The 20,807-nt window shown below is 36.8% G+C and carries 30 protein-coding genes; 7 read left to right on the plus strand and 23 right to left on the minus strand.

What is annotated here, in order from left to right:
• The 3 genes from F9U64_RS17730 to F9U64_RS17740 all read left to right on the plus strand — a co-directional run.
• Positions 1-675 (plus strand): transposase (locus F9U64_RS17730; RefSeq protein ID WP_153406247.1); only part of this gene is annotated, 675 nt, incomplete at its 5' end.
• A 413-nt stretch (positions 676-1,088) separates the two neighbouring features.
• On the plus strand, positions 1,089-1,271 hold the full coding sequence (locus tag F9U64_RS17735) for a PspC domain-containing protein (protein ID WP_153406248.1): 183 nt from the start codon (positions 1,089-1,091) through the stop codon (positions 1,269-1,271).
• 167 nt (positions 1,272-1,438) lie between these two features.
• Positions 1,439-1,870 carry a hypothetical protein gene (locus tag F9U64_RS17740; RefSeq protein WP_153406249.1) on the plus strand — a complete coding sequence of 144 codons (432 nt, stop codon included), beginning with the start codon at positions 1,439-1,441 and terminating at the stop codon, positions 1,868-1,870.
• Between the two features lie 296 nt (positions 1,871-2,166).
• Here F9U64_RS17740 and F9U64_RS17745 read toward each other — a convergent pair whose 3' ends face one another.
• The 6 genes from F9U64_RS17745 to F9U64_RS17770 form a co-directional block, all read right to left on the minus strand.
• Entirely contained in the window at positions 2,167-2,661 is a 495-nt protein-coding gene (locus F9U64_RS17745; RefSeq protein ID WP_153406250.1) for an NUDIX domain-containing protein, read from the minus strand.
• 35 nt (positions 2,662-2,696) lie between these two features.
• A complete protein-coding gene (locus F9U64_RS17750; protein ID WP_153406251.1) occupies positions 2,697-3,512 on the minus strand; it encodes a lipid II flippase Amj family protein in 816 nt (271 codons plus the stop codon).
• A 268-nt stretch (positions 3,513-3,780) separates the two neighbouring features.
• On the minus strand, positions 3,781-4,254 hold the full coding sequence (locus F9U64_RS17755) for an SRPBCC domain-containing protein (RefSeq protein ID WP_153406252.1): 474 nt from the start codon (positions 4,252-4,254) through the stop codon (positions 3,781-3,783).
• 154 nt (positions 4,255-4,408) lie between these two features.
• Entirely contained in the window at positions 4,409-5,161 is a 753-nt protein-coding gene (locus tag F9U64_RS17760; protein ID WP_153406253.1) for a GNAT family N-acetyltransferase, read from the minus strand.
• Positions 5,162-5,458: 297 nt separating this feature from the next.
• Positions 5,459-5,764, minus strand: coding sequence for an ATPase (locus tag F9U64_RS17765; protein ID WP_153406254.1), 306 nt, complete (start codon positions 5,762-5,764; stop codon positions 5,459-5,461).
• A gap of 118 nt (positions 5,765-5,882) precedes the next feature.
• Positions 5,883-6,275 carry a hypothetical protein gene (locus tag F9U64_RS17770; protein ID WP_153406255.1) on the minus strand — a complete coding sequence of 131 codons (393 nt, stop codon included), beginning with the start codon at positions 6,273-6,275 and terminating at the stop codon, positions 5,883-5,885.
• Positions 6,276-6,501: 226 nt separating this feature from the next.
• Between F9U64_RS17770 and F9U64_RS17775 the strand changes: the two genes are divergently transcribed.
• The gene (locus F9U64_RS17775; protein WP_153406256.1) at positions 6,502-7,020 is read left to right on the plus strand and encodes a hypothetical protein; all 519 of its coding nucleotides are present in this window, start codon (positions 6,502-6,504) and stop codon (positions 7,018-7,020) included.
• Positions 7,021-7,647: 627 nt separating this feature from the next.
• Here the strand turns inward: F9U64_RS17775 and F9U64_RS17780 are convergent.
• Positions 7,648-7,743 carry a putative holin-like toxin gene (locus F9U64_RS17780; RefSeq protein WP_153403725.1) on the minus strand — a complete coding sequence of 32 codons (96 nt, stop codon included), beginning with the start codon at positions 7,741-7,743 and terminating at the stop codon, positions 7,648-7,650.
• Between the two features lie 237 nt (positions 7,744-7,980).
• Positions 7,981-8,589: a hypothetical protein gene (locus F9U64_RS17785; RefSeq protein WP_153406257.1), complete on the minus strand. Its 609-nt coding sequence runs from the start codon at positions 8,587-8,589 to the stop codon at positions 7,981-7,983.
• Positions 8,590-8,923: 334 nt separating this feature from the next.
• On the opposite strand from F9U64_RS17785, the gene F9U64_RS23155 reads away from it, so the two are divergent.
• Positions 8,924-9,178 carry a hypothetical protein gene (locus F9U64_RS23155; RefSeq protein ID WP_228275783.1) on the plus strand — a complete coding sequence of 85 codons (255 nt, stop codon included), beginning with the start codon at positions 8,924-8,926 and terminating at the stop codon, positions 9,176-9,178.
• A gap of 150 nt (positions 9,179-9,328) precedes the next feature.
• Here the strand turns inward: F9U64_RS23155 and F9U64_RS17790 are convergent, their stop codons facing one another.
• Complete coding sequence (locus F9U64_RS17790; RefSeq protein WP_153406258.1) at positions 9,329-10,261, minus strand: D-2-hydroxyacid dehydrogenase; 933 nt, start codon at positions 10,259-10,261, stop codon at positions 9,329-9,331.
• A gap of 66 nt (positions 10,262-10,327) precedes the next feature.
• Positions 10,328-11,596: a mechanosensitive ion channel gene (locus tag F9U64_RS17795; RefSeq protein WP_153406259.1), complete on the minus strand. Its 1,269-nt coding sequence runs from the start codon at positions 11,594-11,596 to the stop codon at positions 10,328-10,330.
• Positions 11,597-11,801: 205 nt separating this feature from the next.
• On the opposite strand from F9U64_RS17795, the gene F9U64_RS17800 reads away from it, so the two are divergent.
• Positions 11,802-12,182: an ACT domain-containing protein gene (locus F9U64_RS17800; protein ID WP_153406260.1), complete on the plus strand. Its 381-nt coding sequence runs from the start codon at positions 11,802-11,804 to the stop codon at positions 12,180-12,182.
• Positions 12,183-12,310: 128 nt separating this feature from the next.
• Positions 12,311-12,739, plus strand: coding sequence for a DUF4181 domain-containing protein (locus F9U64_RS17805; protein WP_153406261.1), 429 nt, complete (start codon positions 12,311-12,313; stop codon positions 12,737-12,739).
• A gap of 17 nt (positions 12,740-12,756) precedes the next feature.
• Here the strand turns inward: F9U64_RS17805 and F9U64_RS17810 are convergent, their stop codons facing one another.
• The 13 genes from F9U64_RS17810 to F9U64_RS23620 all read right to left on the minus strand — a co-directional run bounded on the left by F9U64_RS17810 (position 12,757) and on the right by F9U64_RS23620 (position 20,806).
• Positions 12,757-13,557 (minus strand): SDR family NAD(P)-dependent oxidoreductase, encoded by an 801-nt coding sequence (locus F9U64_RS17810; RefSeq protein ID WP_153406262.1) that lies wholly within the window; start codon positions 13,555-13,557, stop codon positions 12,757-12,759.
• Positions 13,558-13,629: 72 nt separating this feature from the next.
• Positions 13,630-14,061, minus strand: coding sequence for a hypothetical protein (locus tag F9U64_RS17815; RefSeq protein ID WP_153406263.1), 432 nt, complete (start codon positions 14,059-14,061; stop codon positions 13,630-13,632).
• Entirely contained in the window at positions 14,048-15,319 is a 1,272-nt protein-coding gene (locus F9U64_RS17820) for a replicative DNA helicase (RefSeq protein WP_153406264.1), read from the minus strand. The genes F9U64_RS17815 and F9U64_RS17820 overlap by 14 nt, the downstream gene beginning before the upstream one ends.
• Entirely contained in the window at positions 15,319-15,606 is a 288-nt protein-coding gene (locus F9U64_RS17825; protein ID WP_153406265.1) for a hypothetical protein, read from the minus strand. The genes F9U64_RS17820 and F9U64_RS17825 overlap by 1 nt, the downstream gene beginning before the upstream one ends.
• On the minus strand, positions 15,603-16,391 hold the full coding sequence (locus F9U64_RS17830) for a Lin1244/Lin1753 domain-containing protein (protein ID WP_153406266.1): 789 nt from the start codon (positions 16,389-16,391) through the stop codon (positions 15,603-15,605). Before F9U64_RS17830 ends, F9U64_RS17825 begins: the two co-directional genes overlap by 4 nt.
• Positions 16,392-16,641: 250 nt before the next feature.
• Positions 16,642-16,902, minus strand: coding sequence for a DUF4825 domain-containing protein (locus tag F9U64_RS23160; RefSeq protein WP_228275784.1), 261 nt, complete (start codon positions 16,900-16,902; stop codon positions 16,642-16,644).
• 151 nt (positions 16,903-17,053) lie between these two features.
• Complete coding sequence (locus F9U64_RS17840; protein WP_153406267.1) at positions 17,054-18,049, minus strand: LLM class flavin-dependent oxidoreductase; 996 nt, start codon at positions 18,047-18,049, stop codon at positions 17,054-17,056.
• A gap of 107 nt (positions 18,050-18,156) precedes the next feature.
• Positions 18,157-18,516, minus strand: a complete 360-nt coding sequence (locus F9U64_RS17845; RefSeq protein WP_153406268.1) for a hypothetical protein — start codon at positions 18,514-18,516, stop codon at positions 18,157-18,159.
• A 24-nt stretch (positions 18,517-18,540) separates the two neighbouring features.
• Positions 18,541-18,816 (minus strand): DUF4830 domain-containing protein, encoded by a 276-nt coding sequence (locus tag F9U64_RS23615; protein WP_407647342.1) that lies wholly within the window; start codon positions 18,814-18,816, stop codon positions 18,541-18,543.
• Positions 18,817-19,049: 233 nt separating this feature from the next.
• Positions 19,050-19,256, minus strand: a complete 207-nt coding sequence (locus F9U64_RS17855; RefSeq protein WP_153406270.1) for a hypothetical protein — start codon at positions 19,254-19,256, stop codon at positions 19,050-19,052.
• A 202-nt stretch (positions 19,257-19,458) separates the two neighbouring features.
• Positions 19,459-19,797 carry a chaperone CsaA gene (csaA, locus tag F9U64_RS17860; RefSeq protein ID WP_228275785.1) on the minus strand — a complete coding sequence of 113 codons (339 nt, stop codon included), beginning with the start codon at positions 19,795-19,797 and terminating at the stop codon, positions 19,459-19,461.
• A gap of 73 nt (positions 19,798-19,870) precedes the next feature.
• Positions 19,871-20,578 carry a class I SAM-dependent methyltransferase gene (locus F9U64_RS17865; protein ID WP_153406271.1) on the minus strand — a complete coding sequence of 236 codons (708 nt, stop codon included), beginning with the start codon at positions 20,576-20,578 and terminating at the stop codon, positions 19,871-19,873.
• A 96-nt stretch (positions 20,579-20,674) separates the two neighbouring features.
• Positions 20,675-20,806, minus strand: a complete 132-nt coding sequence (locus F9U64_RS23620; RefSeq protein ID WP_407647343.1) for a WCX domain-containing protein — start codon at positions 20,804-20,806, stop codon at positions 20,675-20,677.
• Between the last annotated feature and the right edge of the window lies 1 nt (position 20,807).

The raw sequence follows: 20,807 nt of genomic DNA on the forward strand, positions 1-20,807 counted from the left end.
AATGATCTGGCTGCATTGACGGCAGAAGAAGTACTTGCCCAGTGGAAAACAGAGGTAAAAGCTGGTGTGGGAATTAAACGGGCACAAAAGCTAGTAGAGAAGGCCAACAAAAGCATTGGCGTACAAGAAGGTCTAAGCTTCGCCAAAAAAGAGTTGCACCTCTTATTAGATCAATATGCCTTACATCAACAACAATTAGAAATGATGGAAGAGGATTTAGAAGAAATGGTAAAAGAAATACCTGGAGCAGAGGAAATGATTGCGATCAAAGGTATTGGCGCCATGACCGTTGCTGGTTTTTATGCAGAAGTAGGAGACATCAATCAGTATCGGCATCCACAACAGGTAATCAATATGGCAGGATACTCGCTAAAAGAACACAGTTCAGGGAAACACAAAGGACAAACCAGGATCACGAAACGAGGGCGTAGTAAATTACGAAAGCTTTTATATATGGCAGTTCGTCCACTCGTTGCCCATAATCCAACATTTCAGGCTTTACATGATTATTACACCAAACAAAAAGAACGCCCATTGAAAAAACAGCAATCCTTGATCGCCCTATGCGGAAAATTAATACGTGTTTTATTTGTCATTGGTCAACGTCAATGTGCATTTGATGGAAGGAAACTATTACAAGGAATCGCTTCAAAGTCCCAGTCAAACGTGGTTTAAGAAGAGAAATCATCAAGATAAAGTACAATTGTATTCAAAAAATGAGACAAACACCAACAATGCAGAGTCGGAGCTTATTTTTTCCATTCGGGCTTTAGACCCAGTAAAGGAGCATATCCGACCTCCACCATGTGGATACGCAGGACGAAGGAATTTGTGGCATTCAACCGGAGAGACATGGGAGGGTGAGCGACCACATTTAAGGTGGAGAATAAAAAGCATGGTCATCCCTATGTATAAACCAAATATATCCAATTTGGTCGGTAGGATGGATGCCCGTTAGTAAAATTCTTTCAAAAGAAATAAAAACTGTCAGAGTATCACAGCACACCATAAAAAAGGTGTTAAAGAAATTTTGAGAAAACAATAGTATTTTAAAGATATTTGAATTATATAGAGGGAGGAAATATATTATGCTGCAAAAGTTAACAAGGTCATCAACTGACAAAGCATTTTTAGGGATATGTGGAGGAATAGCGAACTTGTTCGGTATATCTTCTTTTATTGTAAGACTAATTTTTCTTTTCACTGCCTCAGTTTCTATTTGGGTGTATATATTTTTGTCATGGGAATTAAAAGATAAGCCATCCCTATAATATAAAGTGAATCTTCTACGGAGTTATTTATTTAACTGTCGGGTGCTTATCTGGAGCAAGCAGATACGCTATTTCATTATTGAGCAGGTTAGTTAAAATAAAGGAAATCTAACCCTTTTGGTGAAATTTAAAGCAATAAGATAAAATACAGAAAGCAGGAGTTTCTTGTGTTAATTGATGTAAGGAGTTTTTTTGAAGAACGGAATTTAGAGGAAAGATTTTATCATTTTGAGATTGATGATGGGAGTGTTGAGGGATTATCTACACATTTTATAATTGACTTTCTAATTCAGTATGTAGATGAAATGAATAAAGATATTGCTATTTCTATCTTTCTTCTGCAAGAATTAAATGCCTCCAATGATTTTATTTTGGACGTTTATTTCCCAACTGTTGCGGAACAACTTATTGAAGACAACATTAGACTGAATAAATGGAAATCCATTGAGAAGAAGGTTGTAAATAATGAGAGTGTAACTTTCACAATCAAGGGGAAAGATGGACAATTAAATGAATATGAAGCTTTCAAAGATGAGAATGGAAAATATAAAATGAAGGAACCTGGATTTGAATTCCTAATTTACAACTCATTTAATTAATTTAGTAAGCGATTAGAAGAACTTTTTAATCAAGCCGTTTTTGATAACATTAAAAGGATAGATGACCAATATTTGTGAAATGGGAGTAGTGGAGAAAGAATGATCTTTCAATTAACAGTGGCATTTGTTCATTAACTTCTATATTTAGAAGCGCCAAAAGCTACTCCTCTTGAATTTTTTAACAAGCGGCTTTATTATCTTCTACGTGTGTTGGATTATTCTAATTACATAAACATGCTCGTTTGTTAATTAAGCTTTGCGCTCCCTTTGTATTGGCAATACATCTTCAGAATGGTTTATTTCTTTATCCACTCTTCATCCCATTGATAGTAAACATCTGCTAAAGGAACATTTTTAAATATCAAGTCAGGATATGGTAAAGCTATTTTCGGCTTGCTGTCTTCTTTAAAAAAGCGCAAATCAACTGATTCCCCATCAACTGGGCATAGCTCCCCTTTTACTATCGTGCATTGAAAAACAAATACATTGTATTCTACTTGGTCGCCGTTAGGATATGTAAAGCGAAAATCTTTTCCGCCAAATACTCCCAGCAATTTATTAGGTTTTACTGTCAGTCCTGTTTCTTCCCAAACTTCCCGAATCAGGGCCTCTGCAGGAGCTTCTCCTGGTTCGATTGCTCCTGCTGGTAAACTCCAGTATTCGCCTTCTCCTGAATATTGAAACAATATCTCATGATCACCATTTCTGATAATGGCTGCAACACTTGGCATAACAATCAGTTCTGTGCCGACTTTTCCGCGAAGTTGTTTATAATATTCAGAGATGGGCATAGTGAATGCTCCTTTTTATAGGTTTATGTACTCAATTACACAATAAATTTCGTAAACCACGCAATATATTCTGCCCCCCAGATGAATAAAAGCTGAGCAAGAATAGTTCCTAATAACCTGGAAATTACCATCATTAGTGACATACTTTTCAGCTTATTATAACTTCCTTTTTGATTTACTACATCATCTGCTATGACGGATAATTTCGGATCAATAAAAATAACCAGCAATATTGTTGCTATCCCATTTATTAAGCCAGATGCCATGATAGCTGTACTTGCTCTTTCAGGTGCTAATAAGGCTGAATAGAGTGCAGCTAATACTCCAATAGTATAAATCGCTGTTATAAGCATATTGACACAGAAAAGTCTTATTGGAATATCTTTCATTTTAGTATCTCTCAAATAGGAAAATTTAGGTAAGCTAAAATGTGTAATGCCTCGCTTTATGTACGCTAAAGAAAATATTCTTTTCACTAATGAAGGAACAGATCCTTTTTCTTGTGATAGATGAATGATTGCTCTTGAAAATAAAGCGATAAAAGTTGGTAACAACAGGATGCCAAATATCGTACCAGCTGTTGATGCACCAATAAGTACACGAAATTGGGCTTCGACAAATTCTAATGCATTCTCTTTCGGTGCATTATCTATAAGACTGCCAGTAAAAGGCTGCTGCATCATATTAGCCAGCCTTGAAACGATAACCATTATGTTAAAAAGTGATAAAGCAGAAGCTATCATTTTGACTCGAGCACCAGATAATCTCACTGCATAAGCAAGTGTCTCTATCGAATGGATGATAAAAATAAACAAAGCGATAAATAATACTTTTTCCGTGAAAAACTCCATTTCATTTCCTTCTTTTCTTTTATTTATTATCTAATGATATCAAAATCCAACCATATATTTCCTATTGAATTTCAAAAAAATTAAAAAATTAACTTTATAATGACATCCCACATTTAACCTAGTAGATATCATGATCATAATCTTTGTTAGTTTAATCTATAAGTCACGGGTTAAATTCTTGGTTTAACAAGTAAATATTCCGATAATCAGATAGCCTAATTTCTCTAATATTCTCTTTCATTTTGCACTCCTTATCTGCTTGTGAATGTTAACGATCAAACTTGTTCTTGTAATATTCACGTAATTCAATGGCATTATCCTGCCATTCTACTGGATATTCATAAATTAACTGACCAAGCACATCCAGGCATCTGTGCCATCCTGCAGCTGTATACATTGCCATTGTGCGGTCATCAAATGTATGACTAAATCTCAAGGTGCATCCTTGGTTTGTTTCATTTATCTTCATCTCTAACAAGTCATCAATTTCCTGGAAACAAAAGGAATATGGAGGATTTAATTCAGTAATGACAGCCTCATAGGTTGAGCCTTCCCCATCATCGAACTTTATTTTCCCGCCAACACTTAGTTCCATCTCTCCAGTCGCAAAAGGATACCACTGTTTGAAATAGACTGGATCCGTAATTTTACGAAATACCTGTTCTGGACTATAAGCATAATTGCGTTCAAAAATTAAAACTTGTCTTCCGTCTTTTTCATGAAGACTAGCGTAGTTGCTCATGAATGTTACCTCCTGTTTATGAAATTATTAGATTTTACTTTACATAAATTTCCATTTCACTAGTTAACACACTATGAACTCAAATCTTCCTTTATCATGGCATAAATATAGGGTTTCTGTCTAATTGCCAAAATGCTCCTTATGATTGGAGAGGTTAGCTTTTTATCCGATACCAATACTTATAGGCTTCGTTAAAACCCAGCTTTGAATAGAGATTTAAAGCTGGGCGATTAGTTAATACAACTTGAAGATATGCATGTTTGGCTCCATTTTCTTTTCCCCAATTCAAAATAGTAAAAATTACTTGTTTTCCATATCCTTTGTTCCTGTGTCTTTCATTCGTAACAATATCAAACAATCCGATGTATTCATCCTCTAAAACTCCCATTCCGCAAGCAAGAGGCTCATTATTGTCATTAAACAAAACTACATAGCATACGTCAGGCTTGATATTCTGTAACATCTTTTTTAATGTAGGCTGGTATGTTTCTTTTACATTATTTAATTCACAATAAACAGTAAACCATTTATCAGCTAAATAGTTATAATAAACAACATTAGCGGCTGGAGTTACGGCAACTTCCTTTAATGATAACAATTGAACACTTGTTAACCCCACTAATTCATATCCGTTTTGCTCGAGAATACCATCCAATTCTTTAGGAAATACATTTGTCGTGAGTTTATAAACAACTTTTAATTTCTCTTGTCGATAAATGTTTTCCATTTTTTCTATCTTTTCTTTTATCTCATCATTGGAAGAGTATAGTGGATTGATAGAATTCGCTCTTTTTGCATAACCATTCGAGAATCGTAATATCCAGCCATCAACAAGTTGTGTTTGAAGGGCCGGAAGAGCATTTATTGACAGTTCCTCGATTTTCCGTATGACCTTCTCATTATTCATTCGACATAATCTCCTTTGATTAGGATACTGAGATTTCTTTATTTAGTAACCTGTCCAGAACAGTTTCGCAATTTTTAACACTGAATATTCTGCTTCTATATCGATTCTCCTTATTTCATTACCAGATAGACTTGAACGATTGATCACCTTGATGGTTCCAAATTTTTATTTTTCCTTCAATTTTTTTCTCTATTTTAAATGATTGCAAATCAGTAAAAGAAGCTTGAAAAAACCGCTCCTTTTCCTAATGGAACACAGGCACTTAGCATCATCTTAAATATGATACAGTACAATAATCTAACTTTCATTTTTCTTCCACATATAGAAGTTATAGATTAGTTGACCAGCAGAAGCGATGAGGAAAAATAGTCCAAGCGATATTTTAGCCAACATACTCATATCTCCATTGAGATAAATAAAAATAAATGTCAAAATGAGTAAAGGGGAAATTATCAGTGTTCTAATCATTTTTCTTCTATAAGATAATCCGTAGTAATTTATTCTAAAACCTTTATCCACTTTAGATTTATCTTTAAAAATAACCGATAAAATGATAGTTATGAGTAAGGGAATAATAATAGCGGGAATCAGGAAATTTGCCAAGCTAGATCCTCCTTCAACAAGAATACTTATATTTTACCATAAAATTCTAAGATATCTTGTGGTATTGCCAGTAACAAGTCTTAAGAAGTACCTTTCACAAAGTTATGTCTACTTAATTTTAAAAATCGAATTCTTCCTTTATCTCATATAATTGAAAATAATCTTCTTCCAATACAATCGAAATAATCGTTTCTCCCTTTTTAAAAAAGTGGACATGACCCATTTGCTCCTTTTCTAACTCTTCCCAGCCCCAATTTTTGATTTCTTCAAAATACTCTTGTGGTGGATAAAGACCTTGATCTCCTCCAATATTATCCAGATGATATCTTTTGCCCTTATTAATATGAGGATTGTCAAAATGTGCATCGCCGGGTATGGCGTTAGATGGGACGGGTACTTCTTTATTTACTGTTGATTTTTCAAAACCGCTGATCTCTCCTGCAGCAGTGGAACAGCCAACTAAAATTCCTGTTAAATATAAACAGATAATTGTTTTTTTCATAATGGTCATGGTCACCTCTTATGTTTAGACGAATCGCTAAAGAAAATGTTTCATAATTTTGCTTTATTTAACTTGAACTTCTTTGACTGATTTGCGTTTTTTTGCATTTGAATCATTTTTATGTTCGATTCACTATGCCTGTAAACAAGGCAGTCTTATGGATTTCCGGAAACTAATAATTATTCGGTTTTTGGAGTATGCTACTCCTAACCAATAAGGAGGGAAGATGAATTCCATGATAACAAAATTTTTCTACTCTATTATATGTATAGCTTATATTTTCACTTGTCTGGCAGGATTAACTGTGTCTGCAGAAGATAATAAAAATGAGAAACAAATTGTAATTAATGAAACCAAAAAATATAAAGATACAGAAATAATACTGGAGCATTTATTGATTTCCCAGGATAAGACTACCCTTCAAATTCAATTGCACGGAGAGCAAGTGAAAGAATTAATTATTAAAAAGAAAGGTGACATATATGTCCACAGAACACCGAAAATAGTTGTTTTTGATGATAAAGGACACCCTCTAAAACAAGGTGCAAAAAAAGAAGATGAGCCAGATAAAGGTAGAATGATCCAAGGCAGAATGCATAATATTTCAGCAGATACAATAGAACTAACAAATTACTATGGACCAATAGAAAAACTACCCGAATTCATTAAGATAAAAGTAATGAATTTTAATTTTAATAAAGGAAATTACTTAAAGAATAATAATTCAATAGCAGAGTTTAAAGTTGATTTATAATATTAGCATCATTTCTTCAAAGTCAGAAAAAGAATACCATAAATACGTAATTATTGATGCGGAAACAAAATAAATTCTTTTAAGTGCAAACAGTGCGAAAACATTAATAAACCCATATAACAACTAACAATGTATTAGTGTTTTTTGGTATTTTAATCATTTCCTTATTCAATTCACTATGCCTGTAAACAAGGCAGTCTTATGGATTATCGGCAACTAATAATTATTCCGTTTTATTCACATCTCCTCACACCGTATGTTATAATATTCGTAAGAAAACAAATAACCCGCAACGGTCACTTCGGGTTATGGATAAGCGGTTCCCTAAAGCCAGGGATCGGCTATTGTTGGTGATAGACCTCTCTTACTGACTTTGCGGGAAAATAGGGAGATCTATTTTCGTTTGATTAATGAATCCACACCATAGTCCCTTACGTTTTGAGCTATTAATTATTTGTATTTATTCACATCTACTCACATCATATGTTATAATAATCGTAAGAAAACACATACTAAATAACCCGTAGCGGTAACTACGGGCTATGGATAAGCGGTTCCCTAAAGTCGGGATCGGCTATTGTTGGTGAATAGACCTCTCCTACTGACTTTGTGGGTGAATAGGGAGGTCTATTTTCGTTTGATTAATGAAACAATCAAAGCGAGTAATGCAATCAAGAAAGTGCCGAATGAAAACAGCACCATAAAGCTCTCATACATACTCATGGCATCACCCCCTTTCCATTGAGGGGATTAGCCGACCTGACTCTAAAAGAACATTATCCTATTTTATTATATCAAAGAAGAACATGTATTCCCTCATCATAGAGCTCAAATCGAGACTTATCAAAAATCTCCATTTTAAAAAAAGAGGGTCAACCTCCTCTAATCAGGCGATGATCAATATTTCATGCCCGTCAGCCCAATATGAAAACAGCTGCTGCGCTTAATTTCCTGGATCGTTCAATTTTCCATAAGATGTAAAATATCCATCTTCCAAATACCACTATCTTTCTTTAATCCATAAATAATTGATGAAGTATATTGTCCAATACTTACGGTTAATTCTACATATGCATCGTTTTCTGTTTTATTATCTTCCTTAACTTTAATGGAAGTATAGTATCTGTAATCGAGTGTAGAATGCATTTCTTTTAAATGAAAGCCTTCCGAATAATAACTTCCCCTAAAATTATCTAAATCTGGAAGCATACCGTCATCATATGTTAGAGAATAGATTGCTTCCACATCATCAACGACCACCGAATGAAGGTAAATCAGCACCATTTTTTCTGGTAAGAATCCCGATAAATGTTTTACATCTTTTTCCTTGGAAAAAAGGTTATAAGCTCTTAATTCGTCTTTTGTGAAATTATTTAAATAGGAGAATTCCTTCTTATTGTCGAGGTTTTTTTGTTGTTTGCTAATGGTGTCTTCGAGATCAGCTACTTTATCCTTTAATTCTTGCAGTTGGATTTGCTGTTTTTTTATCAAAACTTCTTCATTTTTAGTACAGCCGGCTGCGAACAATAGAATCACCATCGCGAGAAAAAACATCGTAAATTTTTCCATTTTTAGCCCCTTATTATTTATTTCTTTTTAAAAGTAAGACAGCTATTTCGAATAACTTCTCCAAATCATATTAACATTAAATTCCATGTTTCTGTATCTTTTTTAAAAAAATTGAAATGCTTAAATGTTGATGGTGTGAACTATCTAGGTAAATGCATAATTTTCTCATATTATTTAATTTATTCACATACAAAATACAAAAGTGGCAATTTTAATTAATTTTAAGTTTTTTATCAATAGATATTGATACCCCAGGAAAATATGTGTTACTTAACGATGAACTTTTTAGCTTTTCTAAGAGTTACACCTAGATTAAACCATTGGAGGAATTATGTTGGATATACTTTCAAGTGTGTTAATGTTCATTATTGCCGCTTACCTATTATATTTAGGTTTTAAACCTGACAGTTATTCAGAAGATAAAAATCTGGAAAAGGAAAAAACGCGATACATATCCTTTGACGATAATGCTAAACAAGGCTTATGGGGATTGGTGTTTTTATCTAACATTTCACTGTTACCTAAGTGGTTTAAAAGAATACTTAATATAATATTGGGCTCAGCCATACTATATTTTCTTTTCTTTTAACATCTTCAGTTATCAAGAAGGAGAAAAGATGTATCCTCTAGTTTATCGTAGGATACACCTCAATCTGATACTATTCTTGTTTTTTAGATAGTGATTCATTTGTAATTCTAATTCTTCATTTCATTGGCTCTGCTCTCACTATCTAAATAACTAATACCCTCTCCGAACATCCACCCTGTTCTTCAGCTCTTCCTCCCCTTCTATCTTCCGAAGTGTATCAACAAAACATTCCACCGCTTCCTCTGCTGTCGTCACTGCTGATATATGTGGTGTGATGGAGATATTCGGGTGCTGCCAGAATGCATGATCTTCAGAAAGCGGCTCATCTGTAAAAACATCAAGAACGGCAAACCTTACCTGCTCCTGATTCAGTGCCTGGAGTAAATCTCTTTCAGATACAGACTCCCCTCTTCCCACATTGATAAAGCCTACTTGAGACAGCTTCTCGAAAATCGTTTCATTAAATATAGTTTCTGTTTCCTCTGTTAGTGGCAATGTGTTGATAAGATAATCTATTTCAGGCAACAATTGAAGATGGGAATCCATTGTATAGACATCTTGGAAAAACTCTTTCTTTTTCCCGCTAAGGGAGACACCATAAACTTCCATTCCAAATGATGACAAAACCTCGGCAACTTTCAGGCCAATTGCTCCTGTTCCGTAAATCATTACTTTTGCTTCTTTCAGCATTTTCGGTGTTGCCGGCTGCCAATGCTTTTTCTGCTTCTGGTCCTGAAATTGATCGTGGTATTGTAGATCTTTTAGCAGATAGCTTAGACAATATTCACTGATTCTCTGGCCAAATGATGTGATGGTTCTTGTTAAAATCACATCTGAATTCCATTCTTTTTTGTATGTAAAGTTATCCACTCCAGCGCCTAAGGAATGCACCCATTTAACTTTGCTGTAGTCATAAGGGATGCTGGTTTTGAATGTGACCAAGGCATCTGCCCATTCCAGCTGCTCATCAGAGAGTTCTTCTTCTGTTAAAAAGCGAATTTCTTTTTTTAATGAATGTTTTTCTACTAACTGTTTCATTTCGTGATTCAATGGGCTTACAAAGATGATTTTGTTAATGTTCATTTTCTGCTCCTTTGTTATGTACAGTAAAACAGCACCTTCTAAAAAGATGCTGTTTTACCTTATATCTTATTGAAAATCTTCTGGTTTTTCAATGGTTGGTTTTGAATCTTTTTCCATTTTTGTTTCTGCTTTGGCAAGCTGGTTGCGTGCAAAGTCACGTCCGCCAATACCGAAGGCAATCGCAAATGCTACCATCAGACCGCCAAGGATTAGGATAAAGGCGATATTGACAATGGATGTTGCAAAATGCAGCTGGTCCAGTGTCATAAAGACAGCAAATACAATCACAACATATTTAATAATGTTAGCAGAAAGACCGCTGTTTGTATATTTTCTGATCATGTTTGCTAAGAAATGGGCTAATACCAATCCACCACCAAGGATTAACAATGCACTCACAAGGAATGGGATGTACGTAATAACTGCCCCGCCGATGGTATTTAAAACATTAAGCTGCAGTACATTTAATGCTTCGACTACAAAGAATACGATAATTAGCACTTGAACAATCATGCCAATTGTTTTGGATAAATTAAAGCGCATTTTGCTGCGGAAGTTATCTGTTCCAAGTGTATCGAAAATCTGGTTAATACCAGTTCCTTCTAACAGTCCTGTTAATAAATTGCCGACAAATTTACCAATATAGTACCCGACAATGATTAATACAATCGCAACGAAAATATTCGGAATCATTTGCAGTACATTGTTTAACACTGCTGTGATTGGATTCGAGATGGATTCAATTGCCAATGTTTCCAGTGCCATTGTGATAACAGGGATTAAGATAATAACAAATACCACGTTAGCCAGAATTGCCGATAACTTTGCTGTTGCTGCATCAGCTGACGCTGGTGTTGTTTGTGCTGGTTTCACTTTATTATACCATTTATCGACATTTACGGTAACAAGAAGTCGCTCGGTTAAATCTTTAATCAGTTTCGCGATCACATAGCCAATAATGAGAATAATAGCAGCAGCAATCACATTTGGTATAAAGCCAAGCAGCTTATCCATCATATTTGAAATAGGTCCTGATACAGAATCCATATTTAATGCATCAAGGATCGCTGGCAAGAACAAGATAAATACAAGCAAATAAACAAATTTAGCAATAGACTCGAGGAACTGCTTTCCTTTTGCTTCATCCTCCACTAATCTCGTTCTGCTCATCGTCCGGTGAAGACCAAATTTAACTAACAATTTCTGAATAATGTTTTTTGCAATTACGGCAACCACCCAAGCAAGAAGCAATAATAAAAGTGCTGCAATAACATTTGGTATTGCCTGAACAACCTGGTTTATCATATTGCCAAAACTGTGTCCTAAATCATTCATTCTACTCATCTCCTTTAATGCTTTTCTAGAGTACAAGTAACCGAAAGATGAAACTAATAAACATTTTTCTGCATATTTAACCAAATTGAAATAAAAACTGCTAATAATTGACATTATCAACCGTTTACAATTACCATGACCATAAAACTATAAAGAAATGTGCTATAATTGGCAGTTAGGACAACCATAGAAAAGGAGGATCAGCATGCAGTTAAGAAAATTATCCGCTACTTTTTCCATTGTGAAAATAGACCCATCAGATAATATTCCTTCATGGGCGGTCAGTGATCTATTTATCTCGATAACCAAAACAGATGAGGAATTATCGATTGTCTGTCCGACAGATAATGTGCCTGATAATGCACAAGTAATCGCGATCGAGCATGACTGGAAGTGTATCAAGATCGAGGGAATGCTTGATTTCGCGCTAACAGGCATCCTCGCTTCCCTTGCAAATCCGCTCGCTGACAATAATATCAGCATTTTTGCTATATCTACTTATAATACCGATTTTTTGATGGTAAAAAGTGAGGTTTTTGAAAAAGCTAAAGAGGTATTGGAAGCAGAGGGGCATCAATTCGTATAGGAGAATACCAGTCATTAAACCAGTTTTTTATGGTTTGGTGACTTTTTTTCTACTCGCAACTTCAACAAAATATGCTAAAATAAGGAAAGAGCGATTTACAGGTTTCAGCAGGGAGGGGCCAGCAGTCGATGTCTACATTTTGGTGGAAAATTATATTAATAATCGGTATTTTTATATTAATCTCATTAGCGTATGATACATTCATGAGAAAATGGCTGAAAGTAGAGAAAAAGGAATTCTTCTCCTATAATTTTGTCAACGAAAAGCATAGATTTGTCCACTGGTTCGTTACAATTGGTGGTTTAATCTGTATTTTCTTAACTATTCCTTTAAGTTTGGGAAGTTCCTGGTTTATGCAGCCTTGGTATCTCGTTATTATTATCCTGCCAATTCAGGAAGCAGCCAGAGCAGTATTCGAACGGAAATATGCCGATAATCCAAATGATTTTAAGTTTACCATTAGTCAGATTGTATTTACGCTCATCTGGATTTTTCTGTTATTTCAGACTAGATTTTTTGGATTGGGAGAAATAAAAGCATCAAACCTCCCATTGTAAGGTTTGATGCTCATGTGTTATCTCATCACATTGCCGCCAGAGATTTTCATTGACTCTCCAACAATATTTTTGGCGGCATCTGTTAATAGAAATGCTATGGCATTCGCAACTTCTGTTGGTTCTGTCAGTCTGCCTGACGGGATCGTATCAAGTGAATCCTGCTTTGCTTCCTCAAAGGACATGTTTTTCTTTTCTGCCTTTTTCTTAAACCCATTTCTCGCCATCTCTGTGTTCACATAACCAGGGCAGACGGCATTGACACGAATATTATGCTGGATTGCTTCCACCGCCATTGATTGGGTCCAGCCTGTCATCGCAAATTTGCTCGCTGCATAGGCACTGTTGCCATATGTTCCTCTTAAGCCGGATAAGGATGATACATTGACAATACTTCCTTGCTCTTGTTTGATCATTTTTTGATAGATTGCTTGGGTTAATTGGAATGTGGAAAAATAATTCACTTCCATTATTTTCTTAATGTCCTCTAAATCCAACTGATCAACAGTGGAACCGCCTGAAATCCCGGCAACATTGGCAAGACCTGAGATAAAGCCAAATTTCCCTTCTGCAGTCTCTATTAATTTATCAATATCCTCTGTTTTGCTTAAATCTGCTGCAATCGCGCAAATATTCGTTTCTTCTGTTATGTCATATAAGTCCACTTTCAACTGGTGCAATTTCTCTTCATTTCGACCGGTGATTGTTAGTTTTGCGCCCATATCTGCCAGTACTTTGGCTGTTTCTGAGCCAATTCCGCCTGTCGCACCTGTGATTAGAATGTGCCTGCCTTGTAATGCGTCTTGTGCAAAAATAGCCATTAAAATTCCTCCTTGCGATCATTGTGAGTCAACATGCTCATTCCCGCATCCGCTATCCCTGAAACATTGTGATTAAATAATCGTCGCTCTGTCATATTTACTGATGAAAGTATTTAAATTGGCTCTTATTGTAACAACACCCTGTCTGTTACGGGCTTCCATTATCGTCTCACCTGATAACATGGTGATTTGATGGAGTTCGCAGCGATTTTTTTGCAAAAGTTTTCTTGCCTCCCGTTCATTTACCGCAACAACCGTGACTTCTCCTTGATCTGTTTCAGCCAAAAAGCCGCTTAATTTGTGTTTTATGCCTGTATCTTTTTGATATGCTGTCAGAAGCTGCTTCATCCGTTCGTGATTATTTGCTTGAAAATAAAGATCAAGCTCCGTATCAGCAGAATCTAAGGAAAGCACTTTTTTCTCGAAAACTAAAAACATGATCAGGCTTTTTAGTCCAGTGTATTCTTCTTCGATCGAAATTTGCAGCAGCTCACGAAGCGTCATTTCCGCCATCCTCCTGCTCTGAAATGACACCTGTTGCTTTATTATAGTGAAACTGCAGGCTGCCAACCGCTCCGTCACGGTTTTTCGCTATTTGAATTTCCAGCCTGTTGCGTTCTGCCTGCTTATCATAATAATCTTCCCTATACAACAGCATCGCCACATCAGCATCCTGCTCAATACTGCCAGACTCCCGCAAATCAGACAATAGTGGCCGTTTGTTGTGGCGCTTCTCTACTTCTCTTGATAATTGAGCCAGTGTTACAACAGGAAGGTTATAATCTTTAGCGATAGCTTTCAATTGATCGGAAATGGCTGTAATGCGCAGATGCTCTGTGGGAAAAGGCTCTTTTGTCTGGATTTTCGTTAAATAATCGATAAAGACAATAAAAGAACGGCCAGGATGCTTCTTCATCACCCTGCGGATGTTTGCCCGGATGTCCTGAGTTGTCTGGAGTGTATTATCAAATATTTCGAGTTGATAGCGGTCAATTTCCCCAATCGCGTTTGCCCATTCTTGTTTCTTATCTGCTGATAAAAGGCGTGATTGCTTTAACAACATGCCGTTTATGCCTGTTTCTGAACTGATCAGACGTTTCAGTAATGCCTTTTTGTTCATTTCCAGTGAAAAAATGATCGGCACAACACCAGCTTTGGCTGCACCTGTCGCTAATTTGAGCATCAAGGCGGTTTTTCCCATTGATGGTCTTGCGCCAATAATGATGGAAGTTTTTTTCTCAAAGCCGATCAAAAGCTTGTCCAGTGAGTGTAGTCCTGTTGTCACCATATTGGCTGGGTCTGTCTCCTGAAATGGTTCGTCATATAATTGGACAAGCACATCTTTAACATCTGGTTCGTTTACGATCGATTGGTCGGCGATTCTTTCTAACTGGTGCATTAATTGCTCAATATCATGGTTGTTTCTGGCAAGATATTGCTGCAATTGGGCCTGGACAGATCTTTTCTGATACCCTTCAAGAACAGCGGACTGGTAGCTGTCAAACTGATTCACGTCTCCGTCCATTTTCAATGTGTTCAGAAAATCAATGCCGCCATGATCAATCAGATCCTGATAGCATGCAGACAGCAGGGTTACTTGGTCGAGAGCTTTGTTGTCATCATATAACTCTGCCATTGCCTGAAAAATCAGCCGGTGGATCGCATGCTCCATCATATCCGGTCTTAGTTTGCTTTCCTCTATCAGTGTCGGGTCATGCAGAAAACAGGCAAGCAGTTGTCTTTCCAGATAGGCGAATTCCATTATTCATTCCCCCTGTCCCATTGCTTAATGGTTTGTTCCCATTCCAGTTGCTCCATACTTTTTCGCTGCTGTTCGATTAGATATTGCTTTAAGCCAGCAACAGTCGGCGGATAGGTTTCTTTATCAATATAAGTCTGGATCATCAGGGAAAACTCCTGATCTGTACAGGACTCGAACTGCTGATACCATTCTTTGGCAACGTGAGGGTCCTCAAGCTTGATATTCCAGTTTGGAAAAAAGATGAATAAGCGGTTCATCAGGGTTTGAAAGGTTTTTTTCTCCATCAAAAATCAGCCACCTTTCGGATTGGACTGACATTGGCTGACTTCTGCTGGTGAAATTCGCGCAGCACATGCTCTGCATCTTCCCTTTTCTTTACCCCTTTATGAAACCAGTCGAGCAGGATCCGTTCAACATATTTCCAGCTCCGCTTCTCCTGAATGACTGCTTCTTCCATTGCTCTGATGACAACCTCAGTGGAAACTTCTCTCTCCCAGTCAGAGATTTTTTCCGCAATGATTGGTGAAATGCGGGCAATATGCTGACCAAAAAACTGGCAGGCAATTTGCTTATTATTATTATTACTTTTTTCTTTACTTTCCTTTACTTTCCTTTGTTCATTTATGTATTCATCTTGTTCACATGATGCAGACATGATGTCATCATTAATTTTTTCGTTAGGAACAGCAGCCAGATCATCAATCAACAGATAGTCTTCGACAATGTCGACCTCTTTCCTGCGTTTAACAATCTCCTTATATCGTTTCTGGATTCCTTTAGATGTCAGAATCTGGTGTCTTTCATACATGCCTCTGTCAAACAGATCTCTTTTCATACACTCTTCCACCACTTGCTGCACAAGGGCTTCTTCTGAGCGAATTTCATAAGCAAATAACAGAAGCCCATCTTTTGTCCAGTTACACCAGTAACCTTCCTGATAAATCTTCTGCAGCAATTTAATCACAATCGCAAATCCTTCTAATCCGAACTTACTTTCAATAAACTGAAATTTCTGATCCAAATGCACATCCAGCGGAAAATAGTCAACACCCTGTTTACACGGTCTAGCCATTAATATTCCTCCTCAGAAAAAGTCTTCTCATATCTATAATCAATTTCTGTGGAGGGAAAGTAGCATTTTTTTTATAATTAAAAAAAGCACTCTAAAAGAGCACTTTTATTTTCTACTGGCGAAAAAACTGATTAACGGCTTCCTCAGACCTCAGGTGTTTCTGTATCAGTTTCTCTAAGTCTTGCTCATTTTCAAATTCATCCAGCTGATTGCCATACCAATCCTGCAACTTCTCTTTTGTTACCGTGAATTAATTGTCCGTAAACTGGAATGTAATCCAATCTGCATTTTTGATTAAGGCGAACAGAAAGGTAGCGTTTGATATAACCATATGCTTCATTTCTTCTTCTACTTGTTCTGCATCAATATCATTGTATTCCAACGTAATGCCATATGGTTCTGTTTTGGTCTGAAGAGAAATCTGATTCAACTCTTTGCTGTGTGCCAGTTCATTTACGATATTCCCTACTGCACTATTGTCGCCAACATAGGAATTTTTATATTGAAACAAATCCGTGTTTGTCTCAGCGTTTAGACTGCACCCACACGTGAATATTACTAGCAAAAATACTGAAATAAAATAAAAGGTAATTCGCTTCGCTAATTCCTCTCCTTTCCTCCATTTTAATCATATTCAAAAAAAATCTGCTTAATAATTAATTTTATTGATCAAAAGCTTGTTTCAGTAACTGATACGATTTTACTTTTGCCTCAAAATCATAAATGTTGGTGATGATCATAAATTCGTCTGTCTGATAGAGCTCGCGTAATTGTTCTAATTCCTCTTTCACTTTGGCTGGTGTGCCGACAATGCATCGCTTGCGGTTTTTGCTGATTTCGTTTTTTTCTTCTTCTGTAAAGCCTTTTTCTTTTACCTCTTCAATGGAAGGAACCCTGGTATCCCGGCCTTTGCCAACATTGAGCAGCCACTTATCCTGGCTGAGGGCAAGTTCTTCTGCTTCGTCCTGAGTTTCAGCACAGACAACGAAAATGCAGACAATCGTGGCAGGTTCAGCCAGCGTCTGTGAAGCTTTAAAATTTTCGCGGTAACAATTCAATGCCTCTATTCCATTTTTGGGGCTTATAAAATGGCCGAAGACAAACCCTGCCCCTGCCTCTGCTGCGTTTTTTGCCCCTCTTTCCGATAAGCCCAGAACCCAGACTGGCGGGGCTGTGTCCATTCTCGGACCAGCCTTGACAAGTCTGAAATGATGTTCTCTTGGTAAACTGTTATGCAAAAATCCCTGCAAATCTCTGAGCTGGCGCGGAAACTCTGACAGTGATTTCTTCTGTCCGTCTAACAGTGCCTGTCTGGTGAGCTCAGAACCGCCCGGTGATCTGCCAACACCTAAATCAATTCTGTTTGGAAAAAATGCTTCCATCGTCTTGAAATTCTCGGCGATTTTATATGGGCTGTATTGCGGCAGCAGGACTCCTCCTGATCCGACGCGTATTTTATCAGTTACAGACGCAATTCTTGTGATCAGTATTTCTGGCGACGTGCTTGCTAAGCCGCTTGTGTTATGATGTTCTGCTACCCAATATCTGTGATAGCCTAGCTGTTCTGTGATTTGGGCGAGCTTTAATGTATTTTCTAATGTTTCCTTTGGGTTGGAGTTTCGTGATATTGGTGCCTGGTCTAAGACACTTAATCTCATAAGGTTCACCTGCTTTCTAGGTGTAAGTGTAGCTTTTTTTTAGTGGAAAAGAAAATGGTGTGCTCAGCTGGATGGGTTGAAAGCTGGTGAACCATAAGCAGAGCAACTCATTCATTTAGAACAGTTATTTTTTCTGCCCTAACGTCTCTACTGCTGTTTTCTGTTAAAAAGGATCTCTTTGCCAAAACTACCTCTACAGAATTGCCTCTTTCTATGTCAGCCATGGAGACTTTTTCACCGTTAATATTTAAAATCATGGTACTTGCCGTTGTTTGTACTTTACACATATAACCAATATCATCCACATTCCTTGCTAGCTTTACAATCGGACAATCAACGAGAACCTGATCATTATCCACTTCAGATACTGAACCTTCAAAGGACTTGGTAGTTAAACCAAAATATAAAGTAACGGACACCATTGCAGCAAAGACTGCAACAGTAGAGATGATGATGATTTTTTTCATATTATCGCCCCAAATTCTTTTTCATTAATTCTGTTCGGCAGCTGCTATCTTCCCCTCTTTCATTAATCGTTTTTTATCATCTAACCGGAAGATACCAGGATCCCAGTTCTCTAAACCTCCATATCCACCAATTATTTTGCCATCTATCTCATAGATCGTCGCTGAAAGTTTATCACCGTTCTGCTGTTTTTCCTTTAACCTATACGTAGTAATTGTCGCTTCTTTTCCTTTTTTATTATAAGCTTCCAGATCTAATCCCCCGCTTTGGATCATACTTATACGTTCAGGATAGTAATTCAAAATCTCCTTACTTGTGCGACATGTAGACTTTATATGCCAGTCATTTTCTAAGAGGAATGCTTTATGGCTTTCAGGGATAGTGTCTTTCGTATGACTGCATTCATTTTTGCTTGATGTTTCCGTTACCGAATTGGAATCGACTGTTAACCAGATCAGAAAAGGCAGAAAAATAATGAAAAAAGCTGTGATGACATAACGAATGATAATCCACTCCCTTTACGAATTCCTGGACTTTATACCTTTTTTTGCAGTAACCCAATGGAACCAAGTAATAGCTGGCCAATACTAAATAGCAGAAATTGCACTGTTGCGAGATACCATTCTTCCAAAAAAATAACTTGTAACACAATACAAAAGATAAATATTGCGCCAAAAATGCTGGTGATTTTCTCTGTCCATTCCTGTGGAAACTCAGCAAAAACACCAGTTCCCGATAACATAACAACCCCTGCCAGAAAAGCTCCTAAAGCTAAAAACATGTTATAAGCATTGGAGATGTTTTTCAGTAGAAATGTCCACCTCCTATTATTTCCATCTTTATTTTACCATAAATATGAAATCTGACTGGAATGAAACCGGATATTTTTCATAAAAAAAACACCAGAGTACTATACTGGTGCTATTCCTTTCTTTTTCATCAATTCAGGCAATCGGCGTACCGTTTTTAACCTGTTCACCCGGTTTTAAAAGAACAACATCATCCTCATCTGGTACCCCACCAATAACAAGGACTTCTGACTTAAATCCTGCGACTCTTCGTGGCGGGAAATTGACAACTGCGACCACCTGAATGCCAACTAACGTCTCCGCAGTATACCTTTTGGTTAGTTGTGCACTGGACTGTTTGATGCCAATGTCTTCGCCAAAATCAATCTGCAGTTTAATGGCTGGTTTACGCGCTTCGGGAAAAGGCTCTGCACTTATAATTGTGCCGATTCTCATATCCAGTTTTTGAAAATCTTCTATTGTTGCATGTGACAAAACGATTACCTCCTGAATAATTGGTATAGAATAATCATAACAATCAATGGTAATTTTGGGAATAAAAAAGCAGTTAGATGGAAGTAGGAACCTTGCTGATTTTTAACATGCTATTCGCATTTTTCTGAAATTCATATGGCACATTGATTTCTTCCACTGTGTAGCCATTTTCGGTAAGATAGTGTTTTATTTTTTCTAAATGCTCATAGCGTTTTCCCTCTAAATCGACTAAAGGAAAGATGCGGATTTCTTCTTTCGTCACTCTTAACAGTTCGTTGAGTGTGTTGATATGAAAATCGTAATCTAATCTGTCGGCATAGGTAAACAGAAAATGAGCAGACAAAAGCACATCAAATGCTTTCTCTTCAAAAGGCAAAGAAGGCAAAGTAACCGGCATGTACCGTTCACTGAATTCTTTCATATCACTGGACACATCGTGTAATGCTTGTAAACGATGGTGTCTCAGATCATCAATAGTGCGGAAATACTCCCATTTATAATTGCTTTTCGCTTTTTCCATATGCTCCATGGCATGGTCAATATCCTGCAGGCCTTTGTTCTTCAAATCCTCTTCCGAATGAAAATAGGCAATATCGCAAGCTGTGACATCCATACCTGATTTATTGGCGACAGCTGTAAAGGAACAGGCTCCCGCTGGACAATCGAGTATTTTTTTACCGTTTAACTCTTCTTCAGTAAATGAAAACATAGCCATATATTCTTCATATGTTCTGCCAAGGAAAATAATTCTTTCTAGATCTAATTTTGTTCCACTATTCATTAATCCGTCCGCTCCCCTCAACTTTTTATGTGATGGAACTATGTCCTCTTTTTGATCTTTGTATATATTCTACACTCTCACCAAATTTCCTTTGTCTTATTCAAGATAATGCTGCAGCATTTGCCTCATTTCCTTCTCTATATCTTTTTTCAATGTCTCAGGTCCCAGTACTTTTGCTTTCTGTCCCATTCCCAAGATCCATTTTTTGATGGATTGATCTCCATTCATT

This window comes from Gracilibacillus oryzae (assembly GCF_009498735.1).
In the GTDB taxonomy this organism is placed as follows: domain Bacteria; phylum Bacillota; class Bacilli; order Bacillales; family Amphibacillaceae; genus Gracilibacillus; species Gracilibacillus oryzae.

Bases quoted from the DNA above. Each gene is read 5' to 3' on its own strand.
- F9U64_RS17755 (WP_153406252.1), bottom strand. From the start codon at position 4,254: ATGAGCAACTACGCTAGTCTTCATGAAAAAGACGGAAGACAAGTTTTA.
- F9U64_RS17845 (WP_153406268.1), bottom strand. From the start codon at position 18,516: ATGAAAAAAATCATCATCATCTCTACTGTTGCAGTCTTTGCTGCAATG.
- F9U64_RS17785 (WP_153406257.1), bottom strand. From the start codon at position 8,589: ATGGAAAAATTTACGATGTTTTTTCTCGCGATGGTGATTCTATTGTTC.
- F9U64_RS17780 (WP_153403725.1), bottom strand. From the start codon at position 7,743: ATGAGTATGTATGAGAGCTTTATGGTGCTGTTTTCATTCGGCACTTTC.
- F9U64_RS17770 (WP_153406255.1), bottom strand. From the start codon at position 6,275: ATGACCATTATGAAAAAAACAATTATCTGTTTATATTTAACAGGAATT.
- F9U64_RS17820 (WP_153406264.1), bottom strand. From the start codon at position 15,319: ATGGAATTCGCCTATCTGGAAAGACAACTGCTTGCCTGTTTTCTGCAT.
- F9U64_RS17830 (WP_153406266.1), bottom strand. From the start codon at position 16,391: ATGGCTAGACCGTGTAAACAGGGTGTTGACTATTTTCCGCTGGATGTG.
- F9U64_RS17855 (WP_153406270.1), bottom strand. From the start codon at position 19,256: ATGTTATCGGGAACTGGTGTTTTTGCTGAGTTTCCACAGGAATGGACA.
- F9U64_RS17760 (WP_153406253.1), bottom strand. From the start codon at position 5,161: ATGAATAATGAGAAGGTCATACGGAAAATCGAGGAACTGTCAATAAAT.
- F9U64_RS17800 (WP_153406260.1), top strand. From the start codon at position 11,802: ATGCAGTTAAGAAAATTATCCGCTACTTTTTCCATTGTGAAAATAGAC.
- F9U64_RS17805 (WP_153406261.1), top strand. From the start codon at position 12,311: ATGTCTACATTTTGGTGGAAAATTATATTAATAATCGGTATTTTTATA.
- F9U64_RS17840 (WP_153406267.1), bottom strand. From the start codon at position 18,049: ATGAGATTAAGTGTCTTAGACCAGGCACCAATATCACGAAACTCCAAC.
- F9U64_RS17735 (WP_153406248.1), top strand. From the start codon at position 1,089: ATGCTGCAAAAGTTAACAAGGTCATCAACTGACAAAGCATTTTTAGGG.
- F9U64_RS17815 (WP_153406263.1), bottom strand. From the start codon at position 14,061: ATGACGCTTCGTGAGCTGCTGCAAATTTCGATCGAAGAAGAATACACT.
- F9U64_RS17865 (WP_153406271.1), bottom strand. From the start codon at position 20,578: ATGAATAGTGGAACAAAATTAGATCTAGAAAGAATTATTTTCCTTGGC.
- F9U64_RS17795 (WP_153406259.1), bottom strand. From the start codon at position 11,596: ATGAATGATTTAGGACACAGTTTTGGCAATATGATAAACCAGGTTGTT.
- F9U64_RS17775 (WP_153406256.1), top strand. From the start codon at position 6,502: ATGATAACAAAATTTTTCTACTCTATTATATGTATAGCTTATATTTTC.
- F9U64_RS17750 (WP_153406251.1), bottom strand. From the start codon at position 3,512: ATGGAGTTTTTCACGGAAAAAGTATTATTTATCGCTTTGTTTATTTTT.
- F9U64_RS17810 (WP_153406262.1), bottom strand. From the start codon at position 13,557: ATGGCTATTTTTGCACAAGACGCATTACAAGGCAGGCACATTCTAATC.
- F9U64_RS23620 (WP_407647343.1), bottom strand. From the start codon at position 20,806: ATGAATGGAGATCAATCCATCAAAAAATGGATCTTGGGAATGGGACAG.
- F9U64_RS17790 (WP_153406258.1), bottom strand. From the start codon at position 10,261: ATGAACATTAACAAAATCATCTTTGTAAGCCCATTGAATCACGAAATG.
- F9U64_RS17745 (WP_153406250.1), bottom strand. From the start codon at position 2,661: ATGCCCATCTCTGAATATTATAAACAACTTCGCGGAAAAGTCGGCACA.